The following is a 17,504-nucleotide window of genomic DNA, read 5'->3' as shown; positions in this document are numbered from 1 at the left end:
ATGGCGGACAAACGGACATGGACGGACGACGAGATACGGGCGGTGAAGCGGGTGACGCCGTTGATCGCGAGCCAGTACTTAGAGCAGTATCCGAACGCAATGAGCGTTGCGCTTTCCATGCGCGCGGGGCGGCTGCCGATCGGAGAGGCGGTACAGAACCCGAGGACTGGGACCTGGACCTACCGGATCGACAAGGATCGGCTGATCAGCTACAAGCACGGCGTGATGCCCGAGGCGGATATACAGACCCTTGAGCGCAAGCTGGACGAGTTTACCCAAATGGCAAGAAAGCTGATTGACACGGTCCGCGAGGAGCGGGCGATGATGTACCAATGAGGAGGGGGAAAGGATGAAGCGGGCATGGAGGGCCGCCGCATATGTCTGCGGCGGCGCGATGGGCGCGGCCGTGGGTATGTGGGGCGCGGGCTGGTGTCCGTGGCTCACCTGCGCAATGCTCCTGCTGGGCTGCGGGTGTGGGCTGTTTACCGCCCTGCGGGAGCTGGCCGCGCTGCGCGAATACGAGCGGCGGCAGGCCGAGGCCGCGCGGCGCAGCGCATGGCGGGCAGCGTTCTTTCAGGAGTTGGACAAGCTGTAAACGTATGCGTGCCTGGGACGCGGAGGTGAATGCTATGAGGTTTCAGGGGCTGGAGATACGGCCGTTTTCGCAGGTGACGGCGCTGCGGCCGGTCCGCATCGACCGCCTGCGGGTGGAGGTGCGGCGGACGCTGTTCGGCGAGATCGAGTACGATCTGGTCGGCACGATGGGCGGGGGCGGCGAGGGCTTCCCAGTGTGCCGCCCGTTTGAACGGCTGGAGGACGTATGGCCGGAAAAGGACAAGCTGGAGGCCGCGATACAGGCGGCCAGATGGGATGATACATATGGACCGAAAGAAAGAAACAGTGATCTACCGGCATCCGCAGGGCCGGTATGAAGTGGTGGAGATCTCCGGTACGGACCTGTTCGGCGGGACGTACCGCTACCGCGAGACACGGCGCACGCCGAAGCGGGACGCGCGCGGGCTGCTGCGGGACGAGGACCTGTGCGCGCCCGCGATCAGGCTGACCGGCGCGGAGCAGGCCGAGGTCGGGGAAACTGCGCGGAGAAAGGAAAGGATACAATATAAGGGCGGCGCGCGCCGTCCGGTAACCGGCGCGGAGCGGGCTGAAATATGCCGGCTGTGGGAGCAGGGGGAGCCGGTTCGGGGTATTGCCGAACGGACCGGACGCGCGGCCGGCACGGTACGCATCATTCTGAACGCGGAGGGGCTGCGGGACAGGAGAAAGCCCCCGCTTTGGACGCAGGAGGAGCGGCGCAGGATGTGGGACATGCTCCGGCGCGGCTGTACGACGCGGCAGATCGCGGACGCGCTGGGCCGGACGGAGAACGCGATATACTGCGAAAGAAGAAAGGGCAGAGGCGGCTGACAAAAGACCGTCAGCCGCCTCTGCCCAAAAGAGGATGAAGATTATTGTACCTGTAGTATAGCAGGAGGCAGAGATCATTGCCGCCGACCGGTATCACGTCACCTTGAGAGCATGCACGAGAATCAAAGTGGAGAAAAGGATGGACAAAGAACAGAAAGCCATTGAGCGGCTGAAACTGGCAGCGGAAATGAGCGAAACCTACTACGGCAAACCACTGATCGTAACCACCAGCGGGGGTAAGGATTCGGATGTGTGCATCGCGCTCGCACTGGCGGCAGGGATCAACTTTGAGGTGCAGCACAACCACACCACCGCGGACGCGCCGGAGACCGTGTACCATGTGCGGGACACGGTCCAGCGGCTGGAAGCCAAAGGAATCCAATGCACGGTCAATTGGCCGACGTACAAAGGTGCGTCGGTGACGATGTGGAGCCTGATCCCGCAGAAGCTCGTGCCGCCGACACGCCTGATGCGCTACTGCTGCTCGGTGCTGAAAGAGGGCGGCGGGGCTGGCCGCATGATTACAACCGGCGTGCGGTGGGCGGAAAGCGCCAGCCGACGAAATAAGCGCGGCATTTACGAAAGTCTGCCGCACGATCTCAGTAAGAAAATCATTATCAACAATGACAATGATGATAAACGTCAGTTATTTGAAAACTGCAAATTGCAGGCAAAACGCGTCTGCAATCCAATAGTGGATTGGACGGATAATGACGTTTGGGATTACATCCGAAGCGAACACATCGAGACGAATCCGCTGTATGCGTGTGGATTTGACCGCGTTGGCTGTGTCGGCTGCCCGATGGCAGGGAAAAAAGGCAGGCAGTTTGAATTTGCGCGATACCCGACATTTGAACGAGCCTATATCCGCGCGTTTGACAGGATGCTGAAAATGCGCGCAGTGCGCGGGAAGCTGGACGGTTCGTGGCGTATCGGAACAACCGGCAAGGATGTGTTCCACTGGTGGATGGAGGACGGAGTGCTGCCGGGGCAGATTGGATTTGAGGGAGAAGCATGAAAGTACTGGTAGCATGCGAAGAATCGCAGGAGGTCTGCAAGGCGTTTCGGGCGCTGGGGCATGAGGCGTACAGCTGCGATATTGAGCCGTGCAGCGGCGGGCATCCGGAATGGCATCTCCAATGCGATGCACTGGAACTGCTGAAAATGCAGTGGGATATGATTCTGGCTTTCCCGCCCTGCACTGATCTCGCTGTGAGTGGTGCAAGATATTTTGCCGAGAAACGGGCAGACGGACGACAACAGAAATCCATTGAATTTTTTATGCAGTTTGCAACTGCCGACTGTCCGAAAATTGCAATCGAAAATCCTGTGGGCATTATGAGCACTGCCTGGAGGAAACCTGACCAGATTATCCAACCCTGGCAATACGGCCACGGAGAAACAAAGGCAACATGTTTATGGCTGAAAGGGCTGCCGAAACTGGAGCCAACAAATATTGTAAAAGGCAGAGAGCAGCGTGTATGGCGAATGCCGCCGTGCAAAGACCGCGCCAGATTGCGCAGCAGAACATTTCGCGGAATTGCGCTGGCTATGGCCGAACAGTGGGGCGGTATATGTCCGCCGGAGGGAAAGGAGCATTGCTATGGCTGACCTGATATGCTCTATGATCTGCAAACACCGCTCTAAGCGCCCTCTGCGGAAGTGGCGAAACAAGGATGGAAGCCCGTGCTTTGGGTGCAGTCTGAAATATGTGAATATCTCCCGGGTGTTTGACATGGATGGAGATATTTGTGCCGTTGCCGGGGAGGGGAACATGGCTCATTGCGCGTTTTATGAGCCGCTGGATGAGCCGGAGGGAGAGGAGGACGAATGAACTGTCAGAACTGCAAAAAATACGATGACTGCCGGACAGGCTCTGGGCTGACGTGGCCGTGCGGAGCGTATAGGCCGAAAGCTATTTCAAACGCCGAGGCTCCAGCAGCCAGTGGAGGAGGACATCTGATGGACATTGAGAAGCTTTGCAGCGACGCAAAACTGATTGGTTGGTCATCGGAAACCACGATTAAACACCTTTATGACATCGCGGAGCATTTCCCACAGTTGAGCTTTTCCCATAACAGCCGCACAGACATCAACGCAGAGGTGGCCGGCGCGCTACACCAAGGAATATATGCGATTGCCAATCTGATGCGAGAAAATGCCACGCTCCAGACCGAAAACGAGAAGTTGCGGGACGAGCTGGAGCAGGTGAAGCGGGAGAGGGGGACGGCGGCAAGCGATCTGGAAACCGTTATGGCCTATCGCGGTGATAATTTAGACACTTGTCAATTCTGCAGAAACGGCCAGTGCTATGTAAGGGGCGGGACAAAACAGTGTCTCCCGCAATGGCGCGGCCCAAAGGAGGGGTAAGCATGGAGAGAGCAACACACATTGACAAGGATGGATGGTACATCAATGGAGAAAATGGGCGAGGCGATCATCCAGACTGTGAGGGGGTGGTGGTATGAACGCAAAACGGGCAAAGAAGCTGATGCAGATTGCGCGGCACTACGGAGAGGAAAAACAGGTCTGTAAGCTGGTGGAGGAGCTGGGAGAGGCGACGAGCGCGGCCAGCGAGGTGCTGATGCGCCTTTCCTTCCGCGAGGACGGAGGAAAGGGGATCGACCTGCAGGCGCGGCTGGAGCATCTGGCGGCGGAGCTGGCGGACGTACAGAACGTGGCCGAGCAGGTGATCATGCTGTTCGGGCTGGAGGTTGACTTCAAGGTAGCGCGGATGGAAGGCATCGACAGGACGCTGCAGCGGATCGGGGAGGAAACCCAATGCGATACAGTTTGAGTTTGGCCGGGGACACGTTTACGTCGGTGGTGGAGGACTTCGACCAGCGGCTGAGCGGGATGCTGCGCCGGATGCTGGAGCAGCACATGGACGAGGGCTGCGTGACGTTAAAGCTCACAGTAGAGCTGCAGCCGTGCTATCCAATGGACGCGGACGGAGAAATGCACGGGCTGGTACAGCCGGTTTTCCATCATGAGGTGACGGCGCAGACTGTGCAGAAGCAAAAGGACAGCGGGAAGATCGCGGAGGATTTTGTGCTGCGGACAGGCAGGGACGGGCAGACCGAGCTGGTAAGCCGCGACACGTTCAATTTATTTGATATGGTGGAGGAGGCCGAACGGATAGCCGGACGGCGGGAAGGAGGCGAAAGGAAGGATGGAGACGAAGGCAAGGCGGCTGACGGCTGACAGGGTAACCTACACGACGCCGGAGGAGGTGGCCGCGCTTGCGGCAAGCTACTACGAAAATACGGTCCAGCACAGGCCGGACGGGGAAAAACGCGCGTTTTTCCTTTCCGTCGCGCGGAGCGGGCTGGATGTGCGCGCGCTGTGGGCCGCTATCGACTACGCCGTAAGCGTATGCGGATATGGGCGTTATGAGCGCGACTACTGGCCGCACATACAAAAGGAGGCCCGCCGGATCTGGCGGGAGCTGCATGGGAAAGCCGCCCCCTGATGGGGGCGGCTGTATCCGGCTTTGGAGGCGACGGGATTTGGTAATACAAAAGGAAGAGGCGAACGGGCAGCTTTACCAGCTTTCGCTTTTTACGACGGGCTTTTTGCCGGGGCAGTCGCCCAGGCAGCGGGCGCGCAGGCGGCAGCAAACGGACGCGGCCAAGCGCGCGATCAACGCGCGGGCGCAGCGCTGGCGGCTGATGCAGCTGCTCAACGCGAATTTTGAGCCGGGGCGCGACCTGTTCGTGTGCCTGACATATCGGGAGCTGCCCGCCAACGAGGGGCGCGCGCTGGAGGGCTTCCACCGGCGCGTCCGGCGCGCGCTGGAAAAGCACGGGGTCGAGCATGGATACATAGCCGTGACCTCCACGCATGAGCTGCCCGAGGCGGAAACCGACGTACGCCTGCACCACCATCTGGTGATGCACGGGGCGGCGGGCGCGGGCGCGTGGGAGGCGATGCGGGACTGCATCGCGGCCTGCTGGCCGCACGGCGCGGTGGATGTGCGGCCGCTGCGGGACGGGGACGACTTCTACGAGTCCACGGCGCGCTATCTGCTCGACCAGCCGACGGCAAAGGGGGCGCGCAAATACTCCACGAGCCGCAACCTCAGGCCGCCGAACGAGCCGGTACGGCTGCGCCTGCCCGAGAGCGCGGCGGGCGAGGCGCCGCCGGGCGTGAAAGTGGTGGAGGATACGCGGCACACGAACGAATATGGGCATTACCGGTATCTGGTGGGACGGATTTATGACCGGCGCGCGTTTGACGCCTATTGGGAACGGCAGCGCAAACGGGCTGCGCCCGACCCGTGGGAGAGATTGCGCCGGCGGCGGTACCGGCTGGAATAGGTTGCGAAAGGATAACGGGAGGCCCCGTTTTTGTGGCTTGTAGGGGGTCTAACAATTCCGACATGCTTCGGGCGGACAGGTTCGGACGAATGGAGGGCGGACGGTGACACGGGAGAGACTGCGGCAATTTGATTCACTGGTGCAGGAGCTGGTCGAGGAGCAGGAGCGGCTGGCGCGGGAGCTGCGGCACGCCAGACGGGTGGAGGAAACCTGCGGCGTGGGCTGTCTGTTCGGGATGGACTATCTGGAGGCTGCAAAGACGCGGGTGCGGGAGCTGAGCGCACGGCGGGAGGACGAGGTCGCGGAGATCCGGATCTGGGTGGAGCGCATACCGGACAGCCTGACGCGGCGCGCGTTTAAGCTGCGGTTCCTGGACAGCCTTCCGTGGGGCGAGATCGCGCGGAGGATGGGATACCGCTCGGACAGCGGGCCGCGGATGCTGTGCGCGCGGTATCTGGCGGAACACGCCGGTTGACAAAATTGCGGGATTTGGAAAATCCGGTTGACACACGGTTTGAGAGCGTGCGGAAAGGTACACCATAACGAACGGCGCAGACGCGCCGGTTTTTTGCCGCCTGCGGCGTTCGAAAAGGTATGCTTTCCGTTTTGCGGACGTGCGCGGCAGGCAGGGGATATTTACGGACGGAAAAGACAGGAGGATGCAGGATGATAAAAAAATATGGGTATGCGCGGGTGAGTACGCGCGAACAAAACCTTGACCGTCAACTGACGGCGCTGCGGGAGTACATCGAGGACGAGCGCGACATCATCACGGACAAGGAGAGCGGCAAGGATTTTGACCGCGCGGGGTATCAGTATCTGCGCGAGCGGCTGCTGCGGCCGGGGGATGTGCTGATCGTCAAATCGCTCGACCGGCTCGGGCGCAATGCCGAGGCGATCAAGGCGGAGCTGCTATACTACCGGCAACAGGAGATCAGGGTGCAGATCATCGACCTGCCTACGACCATGACGGACTGGCCGGAGGAGCAGCGGCTGATCGGGGACATGATCAATAACATTCTGATCGAGGTATACAGCATGATCGCGGAACAGGAGCGCATGACCATCCGCCAGCGGCAGGCCGAGGGGATCGCGGCGGCGAAGGCGGCGGGCAGGCACCTGGGCAGGGCGCGGGCGGCACGGCCGGAGGGCTGGGAGGAGGTGCTTGCGCTCTGGCGCGGGGGATCGATCACGGCGGTACAGGCGATGGACCGGTTGGGGATGCGGAAAACGACGTTTTATAAACTGGTGCGGGAGGAGCAGCAGGGCGCGGTGTAAGCCGCGCCTTTGCTTTTTGCCGGAGGAAACCCAAACGCTTCCCGAGCCGCAGCGAGGAGAGCATGCGAGCAACCGAAAAACCAAGCGCTTGGGCGCTTGGTTTTTCGGCTCTTAGCGAGTCGATGGGCAGGCACCCGTGCGCGGTCAGTACAGGCCGTGCGCGGGCGCTTTTTTGTGGTTTTGGAAAGTCGTGCGTTTTGTGCGTTTTGTGCGGTTATAATCGGAGGCAGGAAAACGGGAAGTGCAAAACGCACGGTGCGTTGCACCCGTTTGAACCGCGCGCGGCGCGGGAATAAGGATGGCGGCCTACAAGGTGAATTGCCCCGCAGGGGCAAGAGAAGGTGCCCTGGGGTACGGGCTGTGCGGTCATACTGGGGTTCAGGAAAAAACGCGGAAGGAGGGAGCGGCGTGAAGCAGCAGGGGAGCAAATACGACGCGGCGTTCAAGGAGCAGGCGATCGCGCTGGTGGCGAGCGGGGTCTCGATCACCAATGCGGCGGTGCGGCTGCGGATACCGAAATCGACGCTGGCGGACTGGGTGCATACCCAGTGGGACGCGGACGAGGACGCGGTATCCGCCCGGCGCGAGACGCGGCGCGCCTCCATCCGCAAGTGCGGGCGGATCGTGGACAAGGCGCTCGGAGCGCTCGACCGGAAGGTTACGGCCGCGGGGCGCGAGTGCCGCGACGTGGACGAGGGCCTGAAGGTGCTGCGGAAAGCGGCGCGGGACGGCGTGATCGGGCTGGAGGCGAAGGACGTACAGCGGCTGCAGGAGATCATTGCGGATTATTCCGGCGTGGGCCTGCGCGAGCTTTCCGGAACGCTCAGGGAGGTCGCGGCACGGCAGGAGGCGCTGGAAGCGCAGCTGCTGGATGCGCCGGACGCCGCGCCTGAATTGCATGTGCAGTTGACGCTGGTCGATCCGGCGCGCGGGAGGGAGGACAGCGCATGAACCTGCATTACAGCATCACGCCCAAGCAGCGGCTTTTCATGGAGACCGAGGCGTTCGAGGTGCTGTACGGCGGCGCGGCGGGCGGCGGCAAGACCTTTGTGCAGGCGCTGGACGCGCTGCTGTATGCGATGCGGTACCAGGGCAGCCGCCAGCTCATCCTGCGGCGGACGTACAAAGAGCTGGAGCGCTCGATGGTGCCGCAGACCATGCGCCTGTATCCTGCGCGGCTGGCACGGTACAACGCGAGCGGGCATGTCTGGAGGATCGGGCGGAGCATCGTCGAGCTGGGCTACATCGCCACCGAGGGCGATGTGACGCAGTACCAGTCCGCCGAGTACGACGTGATCCGCTTTGACGAAATGACGCACTTTACGGAAAGCCAGTACACCTACATGATCAGCCGTGTGCGCGGCACGAGCGGGTTCCCCAAGCACGTCAAATGCACGGCAAACCCGGGGAGCGTGGGACACGCGAACGCGAAGAGCCGGTTCATCGACATCGGCGCGCCGATGCAGGTGCATGAATGCGAGGGCGGAAGCCGCCTGTTCATTCCGGCGAAGCTGGAGGACAACCCCTTTTTGATGGAGGCGGACCCCGAGTACGAGGAACGGCTGAAAAACCTGCCGCACGACGTTTACACCGCGCTGCGGGACGGTAACTGGGATTACTATGTCGGGCAGTATTTCACCGAGTTCAAGCGGGAGACGCACGTTTGCGCGCCGTTTGAGATACCCGATTACTGGCGGCGGTATGTGGCGCTCGACTACGGTCTGGACATGCTGGCGGCTTACTGGATCGCGGTGGACGAGGCGGACAATGCGGTGGCATACCGCGAGGTGTACGAGCCGGACCTGATTATCCCGCAGGCGGCGAAGCGTCTGCGCGAGGCGAACGGCGGCGAGTACATTACGGCGTGGTTTGCGCCGAAGGACCTCTGGAACCGGCGGCAGGAAACCGGCCGCAGCGTGGCGGATATTTTCGCCGAGGAGGGCGTGTATCTGGATCAGGTATCCAACGGCAGGATCGCGGGCTGGTACGAGCTGAAGCGGCGGCTGGAGCCGGCGCCGGACGAGTTCGGGCAGCTGCGGCCGCGGCTGCGGATGTTCGACACCTGCGTGAACCTGATCCGCACGCTCCCCGCCCTGCAGCACGACGAGAAGCATCCGAACGACTGCGCGACAGAGCCGCATGAGGTGACGCACGCGCCGGACGCTTTACGGTATTTCTGCGACGGCTGCCCGCTGCCGGCAAGCGTGCCGGGCATGCGGGATGAGGAATACAGGACATATGAGGAGGAATTTGCGGATGTTATGGATTATTGACGGTAGTATAGGGGGCTTCAAAAGCCCCCTATATACGGGAGCCGGTTCCGGATGAAACCGGCCCCCGATACCCGAACGACGCCGCCCAGGGCGGCTGGGCCGAGGTATCAAAACGCCCGGCAAAGCTGGGCGTTTTGATGGAAACGGCTGGACCGTTTCCGGATGAAATGGCGCTGCGGCGCGGGAATGGAGGAGCATGAGAATGTTATGGATTATTGACCTGGCGCTTTTGGCGGCCTGTGTGGCGGAGCTGGCGCGGCTGCGGGACGCGCTGCGGCAGGCGGCAGCCTTTGAGGAAGCAGCGAAAAGCATGGAAAGGCGCGCCGCGGAGGAGATATGCCGCGCAGACCGGCTGGCCAAAGCGCTGCGCGAAAGCGAGGACCGCTTGTGCGAGGCAATGCAGACGGCTGAAACGCTGCGGCGTGCAAGCCGTTACAACAACGGCATGGCACGGGAATTTGCAAACATTTTCGCTTTTAACGGCACGGAGGAAGGGCAGGCGGATCTGACGGATGGATAAGCAGGAGATCACGCCGCAGAGCATCCTGGCGGGCGAGGCCGAGCCTTTTTATGGCGCGCAGCGCCCGCGAGGCCGAGTTCGCGCGGCGGTGAGCGATTTTCGAGCGAACCGTAAAATCATGCCGGTGGCATGATTTTAGCGTGCGGGGAACGGAGGAGCGAAGAACGGATGGAACGACAGGAAATCACGCCGCAGAGAGTGCAGGCGGAATATGTAAAGGGGCAGGCGTATAACGACGGGCTGGAGCTGTACGAGACGGTGAAGCAGTGCGAGCGGTTTTACGAGGGCGACCAGTGGAACGGCTTAAAGGTGAAGCAGGCGCGGCCGATCACGGTGAACTTCATCCGGCAGATCGCCAATTACAAGGTAGCGCAGATCGTATCCGACGATGTGACGCAGCAGATCGAGCCGTTTTTGCCGGACGAGGCGGCCACGCAGACGGCCACGGTGCTGGAGCAGGCGATAGACCGCGTGGTGGAGCGGCAGAAGATCAAGGACAAGCACCGCGAAATGCTGCGGGACGCTTACATAGACGGGGATGTGGCGCTTTACTTCTGGTGGGACGCGGAGCAGAAGAGCGGCATGGAGGGCGTTGAGGGCGATATTGCCGCTGAAACGCTGATGAACACGAACGTCATATTCGGCAATCCGGCGAGCCGCAGGGTGCAGGCGCAGCCCTACATCATCATCGTGCAGCGGCTGCCGGTTCCGCAGATCCGCCGGATGGCAAAGCGGAACGGGCTGCCGGAGGACGAGATCACAGGCGACAGCGAGGGCAAATACAAGGGCGACGACGAGCTGCAGGACAACGACAGCTACGGCACGCTGCTCACCCGCTTCTGGAAGGGCGGGGACGGCCGCGTCCGGTTCTGCAAGGCCTGCGGGCAGGCCCTGGTGCAGAAGGAGACGCAGACCGGACTGACGCTGTATCCGCTGGCCTATATGAGCTGGTCGCCGCGCAAGAACAGCTATCACGGCGTGCCGGAGGTGGCGGAGCTGATCAACGCGCAGATCAGCGTGAACAAGCAGTACACGGCGCTCGCGTATCAGCTCAACAACAACGCCTTCCCCAAGCTGGTATACGATACGTCAAAATTTCCGGACGGGTGGAAGCCCGAGGCGACGGCGATCGGCGTGCGCGGCGACCCGACGCAGGCGCTGACCGGCGTGGCGGGCAGCATGCCCATCCCGACCGAGGCGACGGGGATCACCCAAAGCCTGCTCGACACGGTGAAGAACGTGGCGGGCGCGAACGACGCGGCGCTCGGCAACATCAAGAATCCGGACAACACGAGCGCGATCGTAGCTGTACAGCAGGCGACGGCCGCGCCGCTCAGCCTGACGCGGCTGGCCTACTACCAGATGATAGAGGACTACACGCGCGTGATCATCGACATGATGCACGCTTACTATGGGATACGGCAGGTAAAGGTGACGGTGCAGCAGGCGGACGGGCTGACCGGAGAGACGCGGGAGGCCACGGAGGTCCGGATGTTCGACTTTTCCCAGATGCCGGTGGACGCGCTTGACCTCGCTATCAACGTCGGCGCGGCGAGCTATTGGGCGGAGACGCTGCAGACCGCGACGCTCGACAACCTGATGAACGCGCATATCATCCCTGACGCGCTGGAGTATCTGCGGCGCGTGCCGGACGGGATGATAAAAGACAAAACGGGGCTGATGGACGCCGTGGAGCGGGTGCGGAAGCAGCAGGCGTTAATGGGAGGTTTGACATGACCGGCAAGAACGCAATAAAAAGAGCCCCGCCAGAAGGCAGGGCGCAAAATTAATTGCCGGAAGAACAGGCGCGCGGCGCAGTAGTGTGGTTGGCATAGGTGTTCCAAGTAGGCTCGTAATCGGCGGACGCCTGATTTCCCCACATGTTCCAGCCATCCCGTAGACCGCGGGCAAATAATTCGATACGGGGAGCGGCGCTACACGCCTCAATAATCGGTATGATTTCATCCGGTTTGCGGCTGTGCTCGCGCTTCATAGAGCGGACAATGTTCACTTGAGAGCGGGCGGGGGCAAGCGTACGGTTGGGCGCGCTGTTCTTGCGAATACCGAACAGCAGCATTTCCGTTACGTTGCGGAAATAAAAGCCGACGCCGCGGCCGTCCGGTCCGCCGTCCTTGCGGACTTTTTCCCAGATGATGTTTGCCTTGTACTCGAACCCCCATGCATCCATGACGGCAAGACCATCCGGAAGCAGGGCGTTGGGTACCCATAGATACAAATGCGCCTTTTCACCCGCAATATCTGCGATGGGGAGCGCCTTGATATCATCGAGCGTCATGGTTTCGTATCGCGTGAGCCGCTTGTGCTCCGGTGCGACTTTGCCGGTGCGGTTTTGAAACTGCCAGGGCGGGTCGGCATAGATGGTATTGAATTTTTGCCCCCCTGCAAACCGCATCAGGTTTTGATTGGTTTTTGTATTAGCCATAGTCTTGTATGCAGCCCTTTCTTATGCCGACAGCGAGAACGGGACAGCCGCCGCCGCGACGGGAGTCCAGGCGATAGGTCAGTTTACCGATCCAAGTTGTGCTTGCGCCGTATTTCTTCATCAGCGGTTTGCCGGTTTCGTCGGTAAGTGCCTTGAAAACATCGTTTAATTCTTCAGAACGGGTGACAATAACGCCTACGTCAATTAAACCGCAGTCGAAATAGGTACGCATGGCAAGCAGGTCGCGGTCAAAGGTTTGATCTTTACTGTTCCACTCCAGATCGAACGCCACGCGGTTTTTCAAAAAGTCGATGTTATGCCCGTCGATATAGCCGAGAATGGTTTCCACCTCATATGGTTCATCCGCAAAGCGCCCTCTGCGCTGAACGGTTTGGCGAGGATATTTTTTGACGATCAGGTCTCCGCTGATGCGGATTTCCCGCCAACCGTAGGGATAGAGCACATCATCAAATTTTTTCGGTATGGGAGATTCGTTTCCGCCTGCTTTGCGAATGTCCTGAGCAGAAAGCTTTAACCTGCGCAGGCAATCCTGCAGTTCTGCCCATTCTTCCGGAAATGCGTCATGCAGGATCTCCAAAGCATGTCCATAGTTATGAAATTCAAATCGATTCAAAAGATCGGGATCTATGTATTGTTCCAATTGCAGAAAAATTCCTCCCTCATGGTATTATCGGTAATATAATACCACAAAAAGACGGGGGAGGGCAACAGAAAAACAAACGAAGCAACCGGCTAAGCGGCCGTTGCGATAGAGAAAGGAAGTACACAGCTATGAGTAATTGGAAAGCCAGCAATTACGAGAGCGGAAGCGAGCTTCGCGGCCGGATCGGACTGCAGTTCTTCGCGGAGGACGGCGGCGCGGATACCGGCGCGGATACCGGCGCGGACATGGACGGCGATTTCGGCAGCGACTTCGAGGCCGCCCTGACCGGAAGCGGACTGGAAAGCCAGCAGGACGCGGGGCAGGATACGGACGAAGGCGCGGACGGAGGGCTGGGAAGCCAGCAGCCCGAGGGCCAGCCGGAAGAGCCGGAGAACGACCCCACGGGCGGGCAGGAGCCGCCCGCAGCACAGCAGGAGCAGCAGCCCCAGCTTGTGCCGATGAAGTTCAACGGACGCGAGATCATGCTGCCGGCCGAGGCGGTAGAGGCGATCGGCAGGGCGGTCGGCGGGAACGCGGTTGAACTGCTCGAAAAGGGCATGAATTACGACAGCAAGGCCGAACGGGAGCTGCGGCTTTTAGACCAGTTTGCAGCGGCGAGCGGGATGAACCGCGCGCAGTACCTGAGCCAGTTGGAGAATATGCAGCGGCAGCAGGAGATCGCCGCCGAGGTGGAAAAGGCGCGCGGCGAGTTCCCCGAGGGTACGCCGGACGCGGCCCTGCAGGAGATCGCCAAAAGCCGCGTTGCAGGCCGTTATGCCGCCGAGCAGCAGCAGCGCGCCGAGCGGGAGCAGAAGCTTGCGGCGGCGCGCCAGCGCGCGGAGCAGGCGGTGCAGGAGGCGCGGCGCAATGCGGAAATCCAGGGCTGGGACGACTACGAGCAGCTCGCTGGCGTACACGAGCCGAAGGACATCCCGCCGCGCGTGCTGGAGCTGGTGCAGAAGGAGGGCATGACGCCCGTTGCGGCGCACTGGCGCTGCCAGGCCGAGCAGGCGCGGCAGCAGAACCAGATCGAACAGAAAAACGAGCGGAACCGCCGGCAGTCGGCGGGGAGCATGGCGGGCGGGGACGCGCCCGGCGGCTTCGAGGCCGACTTTATGAGCGCGTTCCGGTTTTGACAGCTAAGGAGGAATAATAATGGCAGTATACAACCTTGCAAGCAAATACGCAGGCAAAATGGAAAAGCAGTGGCTGCACGATTCGTTCGTCAAGCCGCATACCAACGGGGAGCTGGAATTTAACGGCGTGGACACGGTGCAGGTATATGTGCCGACGACCGTACCGCTGAACGACTACCAGCGCGAGGGTACGGCGCGCTACGGCGACCCCAAGGAACTGATCCCGAACGTACACCGCTACCAGATGAAGCAGGACAAGAGCTACACCGGCACGATCGACCTGGGCAACAGCCGCAGCCGCACGATCGGCGCGGCGACCGGCGAATGGGTGAAGAACCAGAACAGCGAGGTCGTGATCCCGTTCGAGGACCGCTATGCGCTGAACGTATTCGCGCAGAACGGCAGGGTGGTCGAGCTGGGCGCGAGCGCGCAGCTCACCAAGGACACCGCGCTGGCCGAGCTGGAAAAGGCGCGTGCGGCGCTGCTCAACGGCCGCGTGCCGGTGGAGAACCGTGTGGTTTGGGCCTCGGCGGCGTTCACCGGCCTGATCGCGGAGAGCAAGCAGTTTACCGAGATTGAAAAGCTCGCCGTGAGCGCGGTGCGCAAGGGCGAGGTCGGCCAGTGCAAGACCTTCCGCATCATTGAGATCCCCGACGACCTGATGCCCGCGGGCTGCCACTTCATCGCGGCGCACAAGTCCGCGCTGGTGCAGGCGGACAAGATCACCGAGCTGAAGGTGAACACAAGCCCGCAGGGCATTTCCGGCACGCTGATCGAGGCGCGCAACCTGTTTGACGCTTTTGTGATCGGATCGCTGGCAAAGGGCGTGTATGCGCTGGTTGCGAACAGCACCAAGCAGGCCTGCACGGTATCGATCGCCACGCACCAGGCCACGGTGACGGCGGCTGACGCGAAGGAGATCTGGTACACGCTGGACGGCAGCGACCCGCGTTTCTCGCAGTCGCGCCAGATGGTGGCGACCGGCGGCAAGGTGACGACCACGGCCGGACAGACCATCCGCGCAGTGGCCTACGGCGCGGCGGGCAAGTTTACCTCGGACATTGCCGAGGACACGGACGACGGCGAATAAAGTGGGGAAATGGGCGGGCGGACAGCCCGCCCATTGACAAAGGAGGCATACGCGATGGCGACAGTACGGAAAATATTCGAGCTGGCGGCGGCGATCCTGTTTGAAGAAAAGGGGACGGACGACGACTTCGACAAGTATGCGCCGCGCTTTCTGGAGCGGCTGCTGGTGGAAGCGCTGCCCTATGAGAACATGATCCGCCGGCAGGCGGGGCGCGCGGCGCTGGATACCGTGCCGGAGATCGGCGCGGTGGACGACACCGAAATTGACTGGGACGACCGGATCACGCGGAACGCGCTGCCGCACGGGCTGGCAAGCTGCTTTATGGGAGACGACAACAACAAAAAGGCTGAAATGGTGATCGAGTACAACAAATTTGTGCAGGCGCTGGAAGAGGCGGCGCCGGCAGTATGCGACATGGAGCGTGCGGACGATGCCTAAACCGATCACAGTGCCGGATTTTTCAACCGCGCGCAGCGCGACCAAGAACTACCGCCGCTTCCGCGGGCTGGACTACTCGACCGACGAGACGCAGATCGACGACAGCCGTTCGCCGCGCGCGGTAAACGTGATCGCGGACGAGGGCGGCGCGCCCGAACGACGCTGGGGCTGGCGGACGGTATACGACTTCGGGGAAAACGCATGCGTTTCCGGCGTTTTCCCGTTTGAGGGCGAGATAACGCAGGCGCAGGGCGCGGCGGCGGGGCGCGCTTTTCTGGTGCATGCGGGCGAAAGGCTGTATCTGCTGCGACTGGACGCGGACTACGCCTATATCGAGGATAGCAGAACCGAGCTGCTGGACGGGCTGAAAAGCGGCGGGCGCAGCCAGGGCTTTTACATGAACGGCAAGCTGTATATCCTGACCGGCGCGGACTACATCGTATTTGACGGGACGGCCGCGAAGCGGGTGACGGACGACGACGCCTATTGCCCGCTGACCAGCTACCAGCGCAAGCCCACGGGCGGCGGCGAGGCCTACGAGAGCGTGAACATGCTGTGCAAGTGGCGCAAGAACCGCTTCGTTGGGGATGGGAGCAGCACGACCTATCAGTTGGATGTGACGGATATTGACGAGGGCGCGACGCCGGCCGCGAGCTACTTCATAACCGGCGAAAGCATTACGGTACAGAGCTACGACGCGGAAAAGGGAACGGTGACGTTTGCCAGCGCGCCCAAAGCGCCGGAAAACGCGGGGACCTCGAACGTGGAAATCAAATTCGCCAAGACGACGGAGGACCGGAATAAGATACTCGGCTGTACGATCTTTGCGATCTACGGGCTGGATGGGTCGTCCAACCGCGTGTTTGTCAGCGGGAACAGCGCGCACGGCGCGAGCGAATGGTTTTCCGGACTGGACGACCCGACCTACTTTCCGGATATCAATTACAGCATGGTGGGGTCGAGCGATTTCCCGATCATGTGCTATGTGAAGGCGCAGGGCGAGCTGCTGATCATCAAAAGGGACAACCGTCAGGAGGGTACCATCTGGCACCACACCGGCTCGATGGTGAACGATGTGGCGGCGTTCCCGCTCAAGGAGGGGGTGCCGGGGTATGGGGCGGCCGCGCGCTTTTCCGCGGCGAACCTCAACGACGATCCGCTGTATCTCTCCCCGCGCGGCGTATACGCGCCCACGACGACCTATTACAACAACATGCAGGTGCGGCAGCTTTACTGCCGGTCGCGGCGCGTGAACCGGCGGCTTTGCAAGGAGAACGGGCTGGCAGAGGCGGTGAGCGCGGTATGGCGCGGCTGGTATGTGCTGGTGCTGCCGAACGGGCGCGCCTATGTGGCGGACGGCAACCAGGACCGCGCGGACAACGGGTATGAATGGTACTACTGGGAGGGCATCCCCGCGCATGTGCTGCGCGCGGACGAGCAGACGCTGTATTTTGGGACGCGGGACGGCCGCATATGCAAATTCAACGACGATCTGGTGACGGCGGAGAATGAGACGCTGATGCGGGCCTACAACGACGACGGCGCGGCGATACACGCGGAATGGGCGACCAAGCTGGACGCAATGGGCGACCTTTCCATGCTCAAGACCATGCCCAAGCGCGGCTCGGCCCTGCACCTGAAAAGCTATGCGCGCAGTAAAATCCAGCTATGGATACGCACGGAGACGGATTCCGGCAAGCAGTACAAGACGCTGCTGGCGGACCGGCTGACCTTTGAGGATATTGATTTCGCGCGGTTCACATTCAACACCAGCGTAAACACGGTGATACCGCTGCTGATCAAGAAGAAAAAGTGGAAGCTGATACAGATTATTCTGATTTCGGACGCGGTAAACGAGGGGTTCGGCGTGTATGAGATCGAGCTGAGGTATGAAGAGGCTGGGGAGGCGAAGAAATAG

General features: G+C 61.3%; 25 protein-coding genes. 23 read left to right on the top strand and 2 right to left on the bottom strand.

From position 1 onward, the window contains the following. From RX717_RS08960 to RX717_RS08870, 19 genes are all read left to right on the top strand, one after another. On the top strand, positions 1-336 hold the full coding sequence (locus RX717_RS08960) for a hypothetical protein (protein ID WP_316960244.1): 336 nt from the start codon (positions 1-3) through the stop codon (positions 334-336). A gap of 13 nt (positions 337-349) precedes the next feature. Beyond that, positions 350-595, top strand: a complete 246-nt coding sequence (locus RX717_RS08955; protein WP_316960243.1) for a hypothetical protein — start codon at positions 350-352, stop codon at positions 593-595. A gap of 34 nt (positions 596-629) precedes the next feature. Then, the gene (locus tag RX717_RS08950; protein WP_316960242.1) at positions 630-932 is read left to right on the top strand and encodes a hypothetical protein; all 303 of its coding nucleotides are present in this window, start codon (positions 630-632) and stop codon (positions 930-932) included. Then, positions 880-1,425 (top strand): hypothetical protein, encoded by a 546-nt coding sequence (locus RX717_RS08945; RefSeq protein ID WP_316960241.1) that lies wholly within the window; start codon positions 880-882, stop codon positions 1,423-1,425. Before RX717_RS08950 ends, RX717_RS08945 begins: the two co-directional genes overlap by 53 nt. Before the next feature lie 139 nt (positions 1,426-1,564). Then, positions 1,565-2,443, top strand: a complete 879-nt coding sequence (locus tag RX717_RS08940) for a phosphoadenosine phosphosulfate reductase family protein (protein ID WP_316960240.1) — start codon at positions 1,565-1,567, stop codon at positions 2,441-2,443. Continuing rightward, positions 2,440-3,036, top strand: a complete 597-nt coding sequence (locus tag RX717_RS08935; RefSeq protein WP_316960239.1) for a hypothetical protein — start codon at positions 2,440-2,442, stop codon at positions 3,034-3,036. The genes RX717_RS08940 and RX717_RS08935 overlap by 4 nt, the downstream gene beginning before the upstream one ends. After that, positions 3,029-3,259: a hypothetical protein gene (locus RX717_RS08930; protein ID WP_316960238.1), complete on the top strand. Its 231-nt coding sequence runs from the start codon at positions 3,029-3,031 to the stop codon at positions 3,257-3,259. Before RX717_RS08935 ends, RX717_RS08930 begins: the two co-directional genes overlap by 8 nt. 128 nt (positions 3,260-3,387) lie before the next feature. After that, complete coding sequence (locus RX717_RS08925; protein WP_316960237.1) at positions 3,388-3,795, top strand: hypothetical protein; 408 nt, start codon at positions 3,388-3,390, stop codon at positions 3,793-3,795. A 94-nt stretch (positions 3,796-3,889) separates the two neighbouring features. Further along, a complete protein-coding gene (locus tag RX717_RS08920) occupies positions 3,890-4,222 on the top strand; it encodes a hypothetical protein (RefSeq protein WP_316960236.1) in 333 nt (110 codons plus the stop codon). Continuing rightward, positions 4,207-4,629 (top strand): hypothetical protein, encoded by a 423-nt coding sequence (locus RX717_RS08915; protein ID WP_316960235.1) that lies wholly within the window; start codon positions 4,207-4,209, stop codon positions 4,627-4,629. Before RX717_RS08920 ends, RX717_RS08915 begins: the two co-directional genes overlap by 16 nt. Then, entirely contained in the window at positions 4,598-4,897 is a 300-nt protein-coding gene (locus tag RX717_RS08910) for a hypothetical protein (RefSeq protein ID WP_316960234.1), read from the top strand. The genes RX717_RS08915 and RX717_RS08910 overlap by 32 nt, the downstream gene beginning before the upstream one ends. Before the next feature lie 37 nt (positions 4,898-4,934). Continuing rightward, on the top strand, positions 4,935-5,744 hold the full coding sequence (locus tag RX717_RS08905; RefSeq protein WP_316960233.1) for a rolling circle replication-associated protein: 810 nt from the start codon (positions 4,935-4,937) through the stop codon (positions 5,742-5,744). A 103-nt stretch (positions 5,745-5,847) separates the two neighbouring features. Beyond that, on the top strand, positions 5,848-6,219 hold the full coding sequence (locus tag RX717_RS08900) for a hypothetical protein (protein ID WP_316960232.1): 372 nt from the start codon (positions 5,848-5,850) through the stop codon (positions 6,217-6,219). 191 nt (positions 6,220-6,410) lie between these two features. After that, positions 6,411-7,022 (top strand): recombinase family protein, encoded by a 612-nt coding sequence (locus RX717_RS08895; RefSeq protein ID WP_316960231.1) that lies wholly within the window; start codon positions 6,411-6,413, stop codon positions 7,020-7,022. 408 nt (positions 7,023-7,430) lie between these two features. Next, positions 7,431-7,973, top strand: a complete 543-nt coding sequence (locus RX717_RS08890) for a hypothetical protein (protein ID WP_316960230.1) — start codon at positions 7,431-7,433, stop codon at positions 7,971-7,973. Continuing rightward, on the top strand, positions 7,970-9,295 hold the full coding sequence (locus RX717_RS08885; RefSeq protein ID WP_316960229.1) for a phage terminase large subunit: 1,326 nt from the start codon (positions 7,970-7,972) through the stop codon (positions 9,293-9,295). The genes RX717_RS08890 and RX717_RS08885 overlap by 4 nt, the downstream gene beginning before the upstream one ends. Positions 9,296-9,497: 202 nt before the next feature. Continuing rightward, positions 9,498-9,815: a hypothetical protein gene (locus RX717_RS08880; protein ID WP_316960228.1), complete on the top strand. Its 318-nt coding sequence runs from the start codon at positions 9,498-9,500 to the stop codon at positions 9,813-9,815. Beyond that, on the top strand, positions 9,808-9,948 hold the full coding sequence (locus RX717_RS08875) for a hypothetical protein (protein ID WP_316960227.1): 141 nt from the start codon (positions 9,808-9,810) through the stop codon (positions 9,946-9,948). The genes RX717_RS08880 and RX717_RS08875 overlap by 8 nt, the downstream gene beginning before the upstream one ends. A 35-nt stretch (positions 9,949-9,983) precedes the next feature. Further along, positions 9,984-11,552, top strand: a complete 1,569-nt coding sequence (locus RX717_RS08870) for a portal protein (protein WP_316960226.1) — start codon at positions 9,984-9,986, stop codon at positions 11,550-11,552. 49 nt (positions 11,553-11,601) lie between these two features. Here RX717_RS08870 and RX717_RS08865 read toward each other — a convergent pair whose 3' ends face one another. Continuing rightward, entirely contained in the window at positions 11,602-12,258 is a 657-nt protein-coding gene (locus tag RX717_RS08865; protein WP_316960225.1) for an MT-A70 family methyltransferase, read from the bottom strand. Next, the gene (locus RX717_RS08860) at positions 12,251-12,919 is read right to left on the bottom strand and encodes a BglII/BstYI family type II restriction endonuclease (RefSeq protein WP_316960224.1); all 669 of its coding nucleotides are present in this window, start codon (positions 12,917-12,919) and stop codon (positions 12,251-12,253) included. Before RX717_RS08860 ends, RX717_RS08865 begins: the two co-directional genes overlap by 8 nt. Before the next feature lie 131 nt (positions 12,920-13,050). Here RX717_RS08860 and RX717_RS08855 point away from each other — a divergent pair, with 131 nt between their 5' ends. From RX717_RS08855 to RX717_RS08840, 4 genes are read left to right on the top strand one after another with little or no spacing between them, the layout of a single operon-like run. Next, positions 13,051-14,058, top strand: coding sequence for a hypothetical protein (locus tag RX717_RS08855; protein WP_316960223.1), 1,008 nt, complete (start codon positions 13,051-13,053; stop codon positions 14,056-14,058). 19 nt (positions 14,059-14,077) lie between these two features. Next, positions 14,078-15,148, top strand: coding sequence for a chitobiase/beta-hexosaminidase C-terminal domain-containing protein (locus RX717_RS08850; protein ID WP_316960222.1), 1,071 nt, complete (start codon positions 14,078-14,080; stop codon positions 15,146-15,148). 54 nt (positions 15,149-15,202) lie between these two features. Then, a complete protein-coding gene (locus RX717_RS08845) occupies positions 15,203-15,586 on the top strand; it encodes a hypothetical protein (RefSeq protein ID WP_316960221.1) in 384 nt (127 codons plus the stop codon). After that, complete coding sequence (locus RX717_RS08840; RefSeq protein ID WP_316960220.1) at positions 15,579-17,504, top strand: hypothetical protein; 1,926 nt, start codon at positions 15,579-15,581, stop codon at positions 17,502-17,504. Before RX717_RS08845 ends, RX717_RS08840 begins: the two co-directional genes overlap by 8 nt.

The organism is Intestinibacillus sp. NTUH-41-i26 (assembly GCF_032769475.1).
Classification (GTDB): domain Bacteria; phylum Bacillota; class Clostridia; order Oscillospirales; family Butyricicoccaceae; genus Agathobaculum; species Agathobaculum ammoniilyticum.
The sequence above is the reverse complement of the archived record's forward strand: the minus strand, read 5'-3'. Positions and strand labels throughout refer to the sequence as shown.